The 13,906-nt window shown below is 64.0% G+C and carries 11 protein-coding genes; 5 read left to right on the top strand and 6 right to left on the bottom strand.

Features of this window, described 5'->3' with window-relative positions:
* Positions 1-300: 300 nt before the first annotated feature.
* The 4 genes from R1T44_RS03675 (at position 301) to preA (ending at position 5,677) form a co-directional block, all read left to right on the top strand.
* Complete coding sequence (locus R1T44_RS03675; RefSeq protein WP_052384559.1) at positions 301-1,203, top strand: nitrilase-related carbon-nitrogen hydrolase; 903 nt, start codon at positions 301-303, stop codon at positions 1,201-1,203.
* Between the two features lie 84 nt (positions 1,204-1,287).
* Positions 1,288-2,730, top strand: a complete 1,443-nt coding sequence (hydA, locus tag R1T44_RS03670) for a dihydropyrimidinase (RefSeq protein WP_317292587.1) — start codon at positions 1,288-1,290, stop codon at positions 2,728-2,730.
* A gap of 206 nt (positions 2,731-2,936) precedes the next feature.
* The gene (locus R1T44_RS03665) at positions 2,937-4,325 is read left to right on the top strand and encodes an NAD(P)-dependent oxidoreductase (protein ID WP_175090171.1); all 1,389 of its coding nucleotides are present in this window, start codon (positions 2,937-2,939) and stop codon (positions 4,323-4,325) included.
* Positions 4,325-5,677: an NAD-dependent dihydropyrimidine dehydrogenase subunit PreA gene (gene preA / locus R1T44_RS03660; protein WP_175090170.1), complete on the top strand. Its 1,353-nt coding sequence runs from the start codon at positions 4,325-4,327 to the stop codon at positions 5,675-5,677. The genes R1T44_RS03665 and preA overlap by 1 nt, the downstream gene beginning before the upstream one ends.
* A gap of 159 nt (positions 5,678-5,836) precedes the next feature.
* Here preA and R1T44_RS03655 read toward each other — a convergent pair whose 3' ends face one another.
* From R1T44_RS03655 to R1T44_RS03645, 3 genes are all read right to left on the bottom strand, one after another.
* Positions 5,837-6,457 (bottom strand): TetR/AcrR family transcriptional regulator, encoded by a 621-nt coding sequence (locus R1T44_RS03655; RefSeq protein ID WP_043333730.1) that lies wholly within the window; start codon positions 6,455-6,457, stop codon positions 5,837-5,839.
* Positions 6,458-6,624: 167 nt separating this feature from the next.
* Positions 6,625-7,833: a CmpA/NrtA family ABC transporter substrate-binding protein gene (locus R1T44_RS03650; RefSeq protein WP_286988941.1), complete on the bottom strand. Its 1,209-nt coding sequence runs from the start codon at positions 7,831-7,833 to the stop codon at positions 6,625-6,627.
* A 50-nt stretch (positions 7,834-7,883) separates the two neighbouring features.
* Complete coding sequence (locus tag R1T44_RS03645; protein WP_054555320.1) at positions 7,884-8,459, bottom strand: ANTAR domain-containing response regulator; 576 nt, start codon at positions 8,457-8,459, stop codon at positions 7,884-7,886.
* 562 nt (positions 8,460-9,021) lie between these two features.
* Here R1T44_RS03645 and R1T44_RS03640 point away from each other — a divergent pair.
* Entirely contained in the window at positions 9,022-10,380 is a 1,359-nt protein-coding gene (locus tag R1T44_RS03640; RefSeq protein ID WP_043333727.1) for a NarK family nitrate/nitrite MFS transporter, read from the top strand.
* 121 nt (positions 10,381-10,501) lie between these two features.
* Here the strand turns inward: R1T44_RS03640 and R1T44_RS03635 are convergent, their stop codons facing one another.
* The 3 genes from R1T44_RS03635 to dbpA form a co-directional block, all read right to left on the bottom strand.
* Positions 10,502-10,669, bottom strand: a complete 168-nt coding sequence (locus R1T44_RS03635; protein ID WP_166019763.1) for a hypothetical protein — start codon at positions 10,667-10,669, stop codon at positions 10,502-10,504.
* A 139-nt stretch (positions 10,670-10,808) separates the two neighbouring features.
* Positions 10,809-11,381 (bottom strand): GNAT family N-acetyltransferase, encoded by a 573-nt coding sequence (locus R1T44_RS03630; protein WP_054555319.1) that lies wholly within the window; start codon positions 11,379-11,381, stop codon positions 10,809-10,811.
* Positions 11,382-11,632: 251 nt separating this feature from the next.
* Positions 11,633-13,033, bottom strand: a complete 1,401-nt coding sequence (gene dbpA / locus R1T44_RS03625) for an ATP-dependent RNA helicase DbpA (RefSeq protein WP_317292586.1) — start codon at positions 13,031-13,033, stop codon at positions 11,633-11,635.
* Between the last annotated feature and the right edge of the window lie 873 nt (positions 13,034-13,906).

Here is a 13,906-nt window from a genome sequence, read left to right as displayed (position 1 = left end):
CATGGCCTTTTCTTGGACAAAAACTCTTTGATAACAACAAGATAAATCCAAAAGACTTTATTTGACACTTCATCTTGCCGAACGCGGGAACACTGTCTAATGTTCATTAAGCTGACTGGTGAGACAGGATTTAAATCGGACCTTTCCTGACCCACGATGCCTGCCAGCGGCATGCAGACTTGCCAGGCAGGCGGCGTGTTTTTCCTGGAGCCATTTCGCGCTATCCCTGCCCACCCGTTCAGTCCACCAGCACTCATTGAAGACAACAACAACCGGCGCCAAGCGCCCGATGAGGAAGACATGTCGAACGATTCCCGCATCTCCTATACCGAAGATGCCGGCAAGCTGCGCTGCGCCGTCATCCAGATGGGACTCAACGTCTCCACCGACCTCGAGCCCGCGCAGATCCGCGATGCCATGAACGAGGCCCACCTGCCGCTGATCGACCAGGCCGGTGAGGCAGGCGTCAAGATCCTGTGCTTCCAGGAAGTCTTCAATCAGCCCTATTTCTGCCCGAGCCAGGATGCCAAATGGTATGCCGCCGCCGAGCGCGTGCCCGACGGCCCCACCGTCACCCTGATGCAGCAGTACGCGAAGAAGCATCAGATGGTGATCATCGTGCCCATCTACGAGGAAGTGCAGCCGGGGGTGTACTACAACACCGCCGCCGTCATCGATGCCGACGGCAGCTATCTGGGCAAGTATCACAAGACCCACATCCCGCAGGTGGCGGGCTTCTGGGAGAAATTCTTCTTCAAGCCGGGCAAGTCCGACTGGCCGGTCTTCGACACCGCCTACGGGCGCATCGGCGTCTACATCTGCTACGACCGCCACTTCCCGGAAGGCTGGCGCGCATTGGCGCTCAACGGCGCCGAGATCATCTTCAATCCCTCCGCCACCGTCGCGGGCCTCTCCCAATACCTGTGGGAGCTGGAGCAGCCCGCCTCCGCCGCCGCCAATGGCTGCTACATCGCCGCCATCAACCGCGTCGGCCATGAACAGCCCTGGGATATCGGCGAGTTCTACGGCTCCTCCTACTTCGTGAATCCACGCGGCCAGATCGAAGCCCAGGCCAGCGCCACCGAGGATGAGCTGCTGATCCACGACCTCGACATGGCGATGGTGCGCGAGGTGCGCAACAACTGGCAGTTCTTCCGTGACCGTCGCCCCGATGCCTATACCCGCCTCACCGACGGCGAGTGACGGACTGACGACCCGCACGACAACAACAAGACGACCTGACACTCAATGCCGGACAAGGCCGCGCGATGCGGCCGGGAGAGACTCATGGCAATCCTGATCAAGGGCGGCAGCATCCAGACCCACGAAGAGCGCTACACCGCCGATGTGCTGTGTGACGGCGAGACCATCACCGCCATCGGCACCGACCTGGACGTACCGGACGACTGCGAGGTGATCGACGCCAGCGGCTGCCTGGTGATGCCCGGCGGCATCGACCCGCACACCCACATGCAGCTGCCCTTCATGGGCACCGTGGCCAGCGAAGACTTCCAGACCGGCACCGCCGCGGCGCTGGCCGGCGGCACCACCATGATCATCGATTTCGTGATCCCCTCCCCGCAGCAGCCACTGATGGAGGCCTATCACACCTGGCGCGAATGGGCCGAGAAGTCGTGCTGCGACTACAGCTTCCACGTCGCCGTCACCTGGTGGGACGAGAGCGTCAGCCAGGACATGGCGACGCTGGTCGCCGATTACGGCGTCAACAGCTTCAAGCACTTCATGGCCTACAAGAACGCCATCATGGCGCCGGACGACACCCTCGTCTCGAGCTTCGCGCGCTGTCTGGAACTGGGCGCGATTCCCACCGTGCATGCCGAGAACGGCGAGCTGGTCTACCACCTGCAGCAGAAGCTGCTGGCCGACGGCATCACCGGCCCGGAGGCGCATCCGCTGTCGCGCCCGCCGCAGGTCGAGGGCGAAGCCGCCAGCCGCGCCATCCGCATCGCCGGAACCCTGGGCACGCCGGTGTATCTGGTCCACGTCTCCACCGCCGATGCGCTGGAGGAGATCCGCTACGCCCGCGAGCACGGTCAGCCGGTCTACGGCGAGGTGCTGGCAGGCCATCTGCTGATCGATGAAGAGGTCTATCAGAACAAGAGCTGGGAATTCGCGGCCGGCCACGTGATGAGCCCGCCGTTCCGCTCGCTGGAGCACCGCCAGGCACTGTGGGGCGGCATCCAGTCCGGTGATCTGCAGACCACCGCCACCGATCACTGCTGCTTCTGCGCCGAGCAGAAGGAAATGGGCAAGGACGACTTCTCGAAGATTCCCAACGGCACCGCCGGGGTCGAGGACCGCATGGCGATGCTGTGGCACGAAGGCGTCAACACCGGGCGCTTCTCCGCCGAGGACTTCGTCGGCCTGACCTCCACCAATGCGGCCAGGATCTTCAATCTCTATCCGCGCAAGGGCGCGATCCGCGTCGGCAGCGACGCCGACATCGTGGTCTGGGACCCCAACGCCGAGCGCACCATCTCGGCCAAGACCCACCACCAGAACATCGACTTCAACATCTTCGAAGGCCGAACCGTCAAGGGCATTCCGCGCCACACCATCAGCCGCGGCGACTGGGCATGGCGCGATGGCGAACTGCATGCCAAGCGCGGCCACGGCCAGTATGTCGAGCGTCCGGCCTACCCCAGCGTGTTCGACCAGCTCAAGGCCCGCGCCGAGAGCAACGTCGTCAGTGCCGTGGATCGCAGCTGACGGTCGGCGAACGACCCACCCGAGAACAGTACGAAACGGCTGAGACCAGTACGGCACGACTGAACGACGACCTGGCGGCGCACCTGACGCGCTGCCGGTCCCTTAGCACTTCCAAACAAGCCGCTGCCAGCCAAGAAGCGCAACCCGACTCGCCTGCAAGATCAACAACAACGACCCCGCGCCTGAGCGCGGGCAGGAGCCACACCGTGACCACATCCTCCACTCCTTCCCACTGGGCCCCGAGCGGGCTCGCGGAAGAGGCGCTGAGTGCGCGTTTCACAGACCTGCATCCGGCGCTCAGCAAGCGCCAGGCCTTCATCGAGAGCTCGCGCTGTCTGTACTGCTACGATGCACCCTGCATCAAGGCCTGCCCGACCAGCATCGACATCCCGACCTTCATTCGCCGTATCCACGATGACAATCTCGAAGGCGCCGCCAGCGAGATTCTGGATGCCAATATCCTCGGTGGCAGCTGCGCCCGCGTCTGCCCCACCGAGATCCTCTGCGAGCAGTCCTGTGTGCGCAATCAGGGCGATGAGTGCCAGCCGGTGCTGATCGGCCTGCTGCAGCGACATGCGCTGGACAACGCCCAGTTCGAAGCCCATCCGTTCACGCGTGGCGCCAGTACCGGTCGGCGTATCGCGGTGGTCGGCGCCGGGCCTGCCGGGCTTTCCTGCGCCCATCGTCTGGCGCGTTTCGGCCACGACGTGGTGGTCTTCGAGGCCGAGGAAAAGGCCGGCGGTCTCAACGAATACGGCATCGCCCGCTACAAGCTGACCGATGACTTCGCCGCCCGCGAGGTCGAATTCCTGCTCGAGATCGGCGGCATCGAGATCCGCCACGGTCAGCGCCTCGGCGACAACCTGGCGCTAGCCTCTCTGACACGCGAATTCGACAGCGTCTTCCTGGGCCTCGGCCTTGGCACCAGCCATGCCCTCGGCCTGACCGGCGAGGATGCCAGCGGCCTGATGGCGGCCACCGACTTCATCAAGGTGCTGCGTCAGAGCGGCGAACTGAACGCCCTGGCAGTACCGAAGCACGCGGTGGTGATCGGCGCGGGCAACACCGCCATCGACATCGCCGTGCAGGCCAAACGCTTGGGCGCGCAGACGGTGGACCTGGTCTACCGGCGTGGCGAGGAGCAGATGTCCGCCACCCATCACGAACAGGAAATCGCGCGCGCCAATGGCGTGATGATCCACACCTGGGCGCGCCCGCTGGCCATCGATGTGGCAAGCGGCAGTGAGGGTGGTGATGCCGCGCTCAGTGCGATGCAGTTCGCGCGCACGCGGGTCGAGGATGGCCGCCTCGTCGATACCGGCGAGACCTTCACGCTGGCCTGCGATGGGGTCTTCACCGCCATCGGTCAGGGCTTCGATGACGCGAGCCTGAGCGATGCGCATGCCGCAGGGCTGGCCCGCGAGGGGGCCAAGATAGAGGTGGACGAGATGCTGCGCACCAGTCTGCCCGGCGTCTATGCCGGCGGTGACTGCATCGCCCGCGGGCAGGACCTGACCGTTCAAGCCGTCGCCCACGGCAAGCTGGCCGCCGAGGCCATCCATCACGATCTGATGCTCAAGGTGGAGGCCGCCTGATGACCATTCATACCCCGCTCAATGACGACAACGCCCACCCGGCAGGTGCTGGATCAAGCGGCGATCACGTCGCCAGCTACAAGGCCGATCTGTCGGTCAACTTCGCCGGCATCCGCGCCCCCAACCCCTTCTGGCTGGCCAGCGCTCCGCCCACCGACAAGGCCTACAACGTGGTGCGCGCCTTCGAGGCCGGCTGGGGTGGTGTGGTCTGGAAGACGCTGGGTGAAGACCCGGCGGCGGTGAACGTCTCCTCCCGCTACTCGGCGCACTATGGCCCGAATGGCGAGGTCAGCGGCTTCAACAACATCGAGCTGATCACCGACCGCTCGCTGGAGATCAACCTGCGCGAGATCACCCAGGTCAAGAAGGACTGGCCGGACCGCGCGCTGATCGTCTCGCTGATGGTGCCGTGCGAGGAAGAGGCCTGGAAGACCATCCTGCCGCAGGTCGAGGCCACCGGCTGTGACGGCATCGAACTCAACTTCGGCTGCCCCCACGGCATGCCGGAACGCGGCATGGGCGCGGCGGTGGGCCAGGTGCCGGAGTATGTCGAGCAGGTCACGCGCTGGTGCAAGACCTACAGCTCGCTGCCGGTGATCGTCAAACTGACCCCCAACATCACCGACGTGCGTGAACCGGCCAAGGCCGCCTGGCGTGGCGGCGCCGATGCCGTCTCGCTGATCAACACCATCAACTCCATCACCCATCTGGATCTCGACCGCATGGTCGCGCATCCCATCGTCGGTGACCGCAGCACCCACGGCGGCTATTGCGGCAGCGCCGTGAAGCCCATCGCGCTGAACATGGTGGCCGAGATAGCGCGCACGCCGGAAACCGCCAACCTGCCGATTTCCGGCATCGGCGGCATCTCCAACTGGGAGGATGCCGCGGAATTCATCGCCCTCGGCGCGGGCAGCGTGCAGGTGTGCACGGCGGCGATGCTGCACGGCTTCCGCATCGTCGAGGAGATGAAGGACGGCCTGGGGCGCTGGATGGACAGCAAGGGCTATCAGCGTATCGACGAGTTCTCGCGCGCGGCGGTGCCCAACACCACCGACTGGAAGCAGCTGGACATGAACTATCAGGTGATCGCCCGCATCGACCAGGACAAGTGCATCGGCTGCGGACGCTGCTACATCGCCTGCGAGGACACCTCGCACCAGGCCATCATGCATCTGGCCAAGGACAACGGCACCGCCCGCTATGAGGTGAAGGACGCCGACTGCGTAGGCTGCAACCTGTGCGAGATCACCTGCCCGGTCGAGGACTGCATCACCATGGAAGTGCAGGACACCGGCAAGCCGTACATGAACTGGATGGAGGACCCACGCAATCCGCATCGCGCGGCCTGATCGTCAGGTGCTCCTCTGATCCCGGGAAACAGCTAGCAATAGATGAGAATGGAAAAGGGGCTGCCAGCAATGGCAGCCCCTTTTTGATTGGCTTTATGGCCCACCAATGATGACCATAATTAGCTTAAGGACAATAAAACCATGAAGTCACCTGCTGACTCAGGCGGACAAACCGACCCCCTTCAGCAGCACCCGCGTCACGTTCTGCACCGCCTGCTCGAATTCCCGATCACTCAGCGCCTTGCCCTGATTGAGCACCGCGATCTGATGATCGAAGTCGGCATAGTGCTGGGTGCTGGCCCAGATCATGTACAGGTAGGCGGAGGCATCGACGTTGTCGATGCGGCCCTCGCCGATCCACTGGCGCAGGCGTGACTTCTTCATCTCGGCCCACTCGTCGAGCCACACCGTCAGCTCTTCGCCCAGCACCGGCGCACCCTGCATGATCTCGCTGGCCCACACCTTGGAGCCATAGGGGCGCTGGCGCGAGTGCATCATCTTGGCGCGAATGTAGGTGGAGAGCACCAGCTGCGGGTCGTCGTAGGCCTCGAAGCACAGCGCATCTTCCTTCCACAGCGCCAACAGGCCATCGAGCACCGCGCGATACAGCGCTTCCTTGGTGCTGAAGTAGTAATGCAAATTGGACTTGGGCAGCTCTACCTCGGCGGCAATATCGACCATGCTGGCGCCGACATAGCCCTTGAGAGCGAAGATCTTTTCGGCGGCGAGCAGGATGCGGCCGACATTATCCTTGCGAATCTGAGACTTGCGAGTGGTCATGCGATCCCCTGACTCGGTGCTGGCAGTGCGATGAGAATATCACAACCGCACTGCCAACATGTCTGAGCCGTCAGGTTTGCCCTGTCATCCGGCAAAGGAGATGGCGACTCTGCAAGTGCTGTGCAATCCCGCGCCAGCGCGGATCGGCAAGAACCGCGCCTGCGACATCATTCGAAGACCGCGCCATCGATGAAGCCATCCGCCGGCATCGGCACCTGGCCTGCCTCGCCGCTCAGCCACCAGGGTGCCGGATGCGTGCCTTCACTGCGCTCATCCGCCACCGGCACCACCATGCCCAGCTTGCGGGCCGCCGTGCGGTAGAGGTCCGGGCGCACACAGCGTGTCAGCGTCGCCTCGAGATCCTCGTCATTGAAGCCCTGCAGATGCCCCCAGCGCTGCATCTGGGCGATGTACCAGCGGGTCTGGGAACGCCACGGGAAGTTGGCCGCATAGCGATGGAAGATGGTCCAGCCGGGATTGTGCTGCTGGAAGTCGTCCACCGACTGCTCGACATCGACGTCTTCCAGCCCGCGCGTCACCACGCTCATCGGCACCTCCGGCATGCCCTCGTCGTGCAGCCACTCGGCGGCTCTGGCCCGATTGCCGGGGCGGTCCAGCCAGGCGCAGGCATTGAGCAGCGCGCGAATCAGCGCCTGATGCGCCAGCGGATGCTGCTCCGCCCAGTCCTCGCGCACGCCCAGCACCTTTTCCTGCCCGAAGCGCCAGATATCGTGACTGCCCGCCACCACCTGCCCCATGCCCTGCGCCGCCGCCAGGCTGTTCCAGGGCTCACCGACACAGAAGCCATCCAGCGCACCGCTGGCCAGCTGCGCCGCCATCAGCGGCGGCGCCACGGCGCGCATCTCGACGTCGCGGTCCGGATTGATGCCGCCCGCCGCCAGCCAGTAACGCAACAGATAACGGTGCGAGGAGAACGGGTGCACGCTGGCCAGCTTGAGCAGCGGCTCACCGCGCTGCTTGCGCTCGCGCACATGCGCCGCCAGCGCCTTCGCGACCTGCAACGGACTGGATAGGTCGTGGCCGTCCTCGCCGAGGGTGGCCATCAGCGCGCGCGACAGCGTGATGGAGTTGCCGCCCAGATTGAGCGTCATGGCACTGATCACCGGCGTGGCGCGGCCATCCAGGCCCAGAGTCGAGGTCAGCGGCATCAGCGCCAGCATCTGCGCACCCTGCAGCACACCGGTCTGCAGGTCATCACGCAACGCCGCCCACGAGGGTTGCCACTTGAGTGTCACCGCCAGCCCCTCCTCGCGGAAAAGCCCCAACTGCTCAGCGACCACGAAGGGCGCGGCATCATTGAGTGGCATCAGGCCCAGCGTCAGCTGATGGCCATTCAGGGGTACATCTGTGGGCATCACGCACACCTCTTGAACGATCGAGAGAGAAGGACAGTACGGCGACCGGCTCAGCGCCGACGCGCGGCCTTGAGCAGCTCATCGGCCAGCTCATGCAGGGCCAGGCGCCGGTTCATGGCGGTCTTGCGCAGGTATTGGTAGGCGGCATCTTCACTGAGCCCACGCGTCTCCATCACCACGGCCTTGGCACGATCGACGCTGCGCCGCTGCACCAATGTGGTCTGGGTACGGTTGAGCTCCCCCTTGAGCGCACGGTGCGCCTCGAAGCTGGTGATGGCGACCTCGACCATGCTGCGCACCATCGCTGGCATGACGTGGTCCACCACATAGGCCGAGACACCGGCGCCGGCCGCCTCACGCACGAGGTCCGGGGCATCTTCACTGGCCAGCATGATCATCGGCTTGGGATAGCGTCGCCCCAGCTGGCCGAGATGCTCCAGGGTGTCGCGGCTGGGCAGGTCGGCGTCGATGATCACCGCATCGGGCTGATGCTGCTCGACCAGCGCGTGCAGGTCCTCGTGCTCGTCAACGCGCAGCGCCACCTCGAAGCCGGCGCTCAATAGCGCCTGCTCCAGCGCGGCGGAGCGCTCACTGCGGACATCGACGATCAGCACGGTCACGGGCATGTCAGGTTTCCTTGGGTCGGGCATGAGACTTGCCGTACACCCAAGCAGGATTCGTGCCGCAATCTGGTGCAACCCTGCGGCCAAGGGCCTTCAGAGCGGCCGAGCCGAAAGCGTCGCTGCACTGCAATGAGGCACGCGCCTGCCCGACCCTCCCAGCGCCATTCGCGTGCGCCAGACTGGTACCTCGCGCCTCGATGACGCACCGCCAGCGCGCATCGAGCGCGCACCCAGCCCGGGGCACCGCCTGCGCATGCCAACCTATTGCCCTCGCCAAGCCATTGATCTTCTGGGACTTGTCCCGCCCACACCCCCGCAACTGGCGCGCTACTTGCTTTGTTCCTGTCACTTGCCGCACAGACGCTCTGCTGCCGGCAACCATGGCATCACCGACTGCTGCCATCGCTATCCATGACGTGGACCAGGCTCTTCGGAGTACGAGTGCGTCGAACCAGGCCCCTCAATGACGAGGCGCCCTTGCTGTCGTTCATTCACAGCCGTTCGACCACTCGCCGAGCACACCTGACTTCGTGCCCGGCACCGACGCTGAATCAGGAGCCCACTCATGGATATCCGCAACAAGGCCAGCCGCATCCGGCTGTTCAGCTTCAACACCCCGCAAATGCGCGCCTTCCACATGTCGTGGTTCGCCTTCCACGTCTGCTTCTTCGGCTGGTTCGGCATCGCGCCGCTGATGGCCGTGGTGCGTGACGACCTCGGCCTGACCAAGACCCAGATCGGCAACACCATCATCGCCTCCGTCGCCATCACGGTGATCGTGCGTCTCGCCATCGGCGTGCTGTGTGATCGCATCGGGCCACGCAAGGCCTACACCTGGCTGCTGTGCCTCGGCTCGCTGCCGGTGATGTGCATCGGCTTCGCCGACAGCTTCGAATCCTTCTTCCTGGCCCGCCTGGCCATCGGTGCCATCGGCGCCTCCTTCGTCATCACCCAGTACCACACCTCCGTGATGTTCGGCCCCAACGTGGTCGGCACCGCCAACGCCACCACCGCGGGCTGGGGCAACCTGGGCGGCGGCACCACCCAGATGCTGATGCCGCTGGTGATGGCCGGCCTGCTGATGCTGGGCGTCGAGCAGACCCTGGGCTGGCGTCTGGCGATGGTCGTGCCGGGCATCGTGCTGTTCCTGACCGGTATCGCCTACTACTTCTTCACCCAGGATGCGCCGGACGGCAACTTCAGCGAGCTGCGTGAGCGCGGTGAGCTGCCCAAGGCCGAGAAGGAATACAGCATGCGCGCCACCTTCGGCGCGGCAGCACGCGACATCCGCGTCTGGGCCCTGTTCCTCGTCTATGGCGCCTGCTTCGGGGTCGAGCTGACCATCAACAACGTCGCCGCCATCTACTTCTTCGATCACTTCGATCTCGACCTCGCCACCGCCGGTCTCATCGCAGGGCTGTTCGGCCTGATGAACCTGTTCGCCCGCACCCTGGGCGGCGTGTTTTCTGATCTCTTCGCCCGCCAGTCCGGCCTCAAGGGCCGCGTGCGCTGGCTGTTCATCGCGCTGCTGTGTGAAGGCGTGGCGCTGGTCGGCTTCGCCCAGATGGAAACCCTCGCGGTGGCCATCGGCATCATGCTGGTCTTCAGCCTCTTCGTGCAGATGGCGGAAGGCGCGACCTTCGGTATCGTGCCCTTCGTCAATCGCAAGGCACTCGGCGCGGTCGCCGGTATCGTCGGTGCGGGCGGCAACGCGGGCGCGGTCGCCGCGGGCTTCCTGTTCCGCAGTGAGGAGCTGACCTACCAGGAAGGCCTGATGTACCTGGGCATGGGCGTGATCGTGATCTCGCTGTTCGCGCTGCTGGTGCGTTTCAGCGCCGCCACCGAAGCCGAGGAAAGCCGCGCCTACGACGCCGCCGTCGCGGACCGCAAGCAACAGAGCGAGCAGCAGCCCGCCTCGGCATAAGCGGATTGCTTTCTCCCCTAGCCAGACACAAGAAGGCCCCACCTCATGGGAGGCGGGGCCTTCTTGTGTCTGTCGACAGCTCAGGTCAGCGGCGATTCATCGCGGCGCTGACAGCCGAGCCTCAGCTATCGGTGGCGTTCTCGACGCTATCACCGGCTTCCTCGACGGCGTTGTCCATCTTCTCACCGGCCTTCTCCATCGGGCCTTCGTCCTCGCAACCGGCGAGCGACAGGCCACCGAGACCGAGCATGGCAATCATCAGCGAACTACCCAGAGTCTTGAGCTTCATGATGTCTCTCCTTGAATCATCGGTCGGAATGACGCGACAGCTGCCATCTCACGCAGGCTGCCACGTGGTGTTACCCATGACATGGAGCGGGAGCCTTGCCGTTTCAAGGGTCACGCAACGCCGAGTTGCCTGTTGCTGATCAAATACCCAGCTCAGAGAAGGTATCGGGAAACTGCACTTCACCGCCCAGCCCCTCCAGATAGTCCGGCAGCAGCTCGAAGGCGACGAAGGAACCCGGCACGTCGTCATGATGGCAGTAGAGCCCGTAATGACACGCCGGATGAAAGCCCAGATGGGTATAGAAATCCGCATGGCCTGCCGCCACCACGGCCCCCGCCCCCAGCAGCCGACAGCGCTTGACTGCCGAGATCACCAGCCGCTTGCCGATGCCGTGACGCTGATGCTGGGGCAGCACCGCCAGCGGCGCCAACGCCATCAGCACGCGGTCCGGATAGCCGGAAAGCTCCACGCGCGACACCATCACATGCCCCAGCAGGCCGCCCTCGCCTTCACTGAGGTGGCGGCCGGTTTCCGGGTCGGTGACACGCTCGGCCACCAGCGAAATCTGCGCCAGATTGCCTCGACGCAATCTGTCACCCAGGCGCGCTTCACGATGGCCGGCAAAGACGGATTCATGAATGCGGTAGATGCGCTCATGATCAATGAGACGTTCTTCACGAATGCGAAGATTATCGACGGCGTTGGCAGTCATCACGAGGTACCGGATCAGCGCCCTGATGGTCAGGGACGTTACCTCAAGCTTAGCCACCGCCCGCAGCGGCTGCGAGCGTCAATCTGCTGCTCAAAAAGCACGATGCCCGCCGTGGTGGCGGGCATCGCTTGGGGTGATATCAAGGTCGCATGGCAGATGAAAAGCCTGGTTCAGCCCCTCTCAGGCTTCTCGCCGCTACCGGTCAGACACGTCGCCGACACTGCTCGAGCATCGCGCCGACGCCGCCCGCCTCAGCTCTTGAGACGACGCGCGCGGAAGGAGCGCCCCTTGAGCTTGCCATTCATCAGCTGGGTGAGTGCCGACTTGGCGACATCACGCTCCACGGCGAGGAAGGTGGTCCGCGCCAGTACCTTGATCTTGCCGATCTTGCTGCCTTCCAGGCCGCCGTCACCGGTCAGCGCGCCGAGGATGTCGCCGGGGCGCAGCTTGTCCTTCTTGCCACCGTCGATCTGCAGCGTCGCCATGCGCGCATGGAACGGCTCGCGCGTCAGCATGCTTTTCGAGGGCAGCGGCTCGACTTCCAGCGTCTGCTCGAGGAATTCGCCCAGCCTGGTCAGGCGATAGTCTTCCTTCTCGGTGTAAAGCGTGCAGGCGATACCGGAGCTGCCCGCACGGCCGGTACGCCCGACACGGTGCACGTGGGCGTCGAGATCACGCGCGATCTCGTAGTTGAACACCGCATCCAGCGCTTCGATATCCAGCCCGCGCGCCGCGACATCGGTGGCCACCAGAATCGAGGTGCTCTTGTTGGCGAACATCACCAGTGTCTGGTCACGCTCGCGCTGTTCGAGATCACCGTGCAGCGCCATGGCACTGAAGCCGTGCTCATTGAGCGCGTCGCTGACTTCCTGCGCCTGACGCTTGGTGTTGCAGAACACCACGCTGGATTCCGGGCGGTACTTGAGCAGCAGGATACGCAGCGCCTCGAAGCGCGCCTCGTCATCGGCGACACGGTGGAACAGCTGACGGATGCTGCTGTCATCGTGGGTGGAGGCCACCTCGATGCTGACCGGATCACGCAGCATGCGCTCGGCGATCGGGCGCACGCCATCGGCGAAGGTCGCGCTGAACAGCAGCGTCTGACGCTCCTCCGGGGTCTCGGCGACGATGGCATCCAGCACCTCGGCGAAGCCCATGTCGAGCATGCGGTCGCCTTCATCCAGCACCAAGGTATTGAGTTCGACCAGGCTCAGGCTGCCCTTGCGCAGGTGCTCATCCACGCGTCCCGGCGTGCCGACGATGATGTGCGCGCCGTGTTCCAGCGAGCCCAGCTGCGGGCCGAAGGGGGCGCCGCCGCACAGAGTCAGCACCTTGACGTTGTGCAGGCCGCGCGCCAGACGACGGATCTCGCCGGCAACCTGATCGGCCAGCTCACGTGTCGGACACAGCACCAGTGACTGCACACGGAAGCGCGAGACCTTGAGACGCGACAGCAGCCCCAGACCGAAGGCAGCGGTCTTGCCGGAGCCGGTCTGGCCCTGGGCGATGACATCGCGGCCTTGCAGCATCGGCGGCAGGCTCTGCGCCTGAATCGGCGTCATGGTGTGATATTCGAGCGTGGCGAGGTTGTCGAGCAGCTCGGGCGCCAGCGCCAGAGAGGCAAAGGCAGGGGTGGCGGTGGCGTCAGTCACGGGGACATTCCTTCAATCGATGAACAGGCACGAGCCGAACGGGCTTACGCGCGGGCGCAGAGCATAGCAGAGCGTGGCCACTAACGCCTGCCACGGATGCCAGCACCTGATACCGGCTCCCCAGGCGAGATAGCCTTTTTGAGCAACGCCCTCTCTTGCCCGCCAGACTCACCTCTCAGCACACCGTATGAGCCAGCTCGAATGTGACTCAACTCAAAGCATGATTTTCGTCACGACAGGATTCGATTCCCGCCAAATATCATTTATTAATTATCGTTAATTAAACAAAATGACCAACGGTCAGTTGGCATGTCACGAAATCCCATATCAGGCGGTGGTTGAGTCGCTGCATATTTCACGCCGTGCATTTCCTGCAGCGCACTTCACGAAAATGGCGCCGACATTCGTGTCGGGATAATCATCAAGACGTTCTTGTTATCTGCCTCAGACTATCAGTGCCAATGACACACCAGGATTGGCGCATACCGAGATGGGCCCATCCCCATGCCGGGTATGAGGAATGCCACCTCTCATCAGTGATGTGCTGCTGGATACCGCTCGGCTATTGCTCGGCTACCGCAGCGGTGCCGCTGCGCGCCCAGAGGCTCCATCTGAATCGATGTCATGAATATCAATGACTTGCAGATAGCGAAATGCTGTCTGTGTCGCACAGGCGTTTTCGATCTCGGGGTGGTCTCCCGAATTGGATCGTTGCAAGCGTACTGACAGCTCGTGCGAAGCCGGTCATCACGCTGGTCATGAAACCGGTCATCAAGCCCGGCGCAAGGCACAGGTCGCCGGCACTCAGAACCGGCACTCAGAACCGGCAACACCATGGAAACACCATTGACGTGAATCCGGCAGCTTCATTGC

The sequence above is a fragment of the Cobetia amphilecti genome (genome assembly GCF_032923285.1).
Taxonomy (GTDB): Bacteria; Pseudomonadota; Gammaproteobacteria; order Pseudomonadales; family Halomonadaceae; genus Cobetia; species Cobetia amphilecti.
This window is presented reverse-complemented; position numbering and strand designations above follow the sequence as displayed.

Excerpts from the sequence above, each read along its gene's own strand:
- R1T44_RS03675 (WP_052384559.1), top strand. The coding sequence starts at position 301 with ATGTCGAACGATTCCCGCATCTCCTATACCGAAGATGCCGGCAAGCTG.
- hydA (WP_317292587.1), top strand. The coding sequence starts at position 1,288 with ATGGCAATCCTGATCAAGGGCGGCAGCATCCAGACCCACGAAGAGCGC.
- preA (WP_175090170.1), top strand. The coding sequence starts at position 4,325 with ATGACCATTCATACCCCGCTCAATGACGACAACGCCCACCCGGCAGGT.
- R1T44_RS03655 (WP_043333730.1), bottom strand. The coding sequence starts at position 6,457 with ATGACCACTCGCAAGTCTCAGATTCGCAAGGATAATGTCGGCCGCATC.
- R1T44_RS03650 (WP_286988941.1), bottom strand. The coding sequence starts at position 7,833 with ATGCCCACAGATGTACCCCTGAATGGCCATCAGCTGACGCTGGGCCTG.
- R1T44_RS03645 (WP_054555320.1), bottom strand. The coding sequence starts at position 8,459 with ATGCCCGTGACCGTGCTGATCGTCGATGTCCGCAGTGAGCGCTCCGCC.
- R1T44_RS03640 (WP_043333727.1), top strand. The coding sequence starts at position 9,022 with ATGGATATCCGCAACAAGGCCAGCCGCATCCGGCTGTTCAGCTTCAAC.
- R1T44_RS03635 (WP_166019763.1), bottom strand. The coding sequence starts at position 10,669 with ATGAAGCTCAAGACTCTGGGTAGTTCGCTGATGATTGCCATGCTCGGT.
- R1T44_RS03630 (WP_054555319.1), bottom strand. The coding sequence starts at position 11,381 with ATGACTGCCAACGCCGTCGATAATCTTCGCATTCGTGAAGAACGTCTC.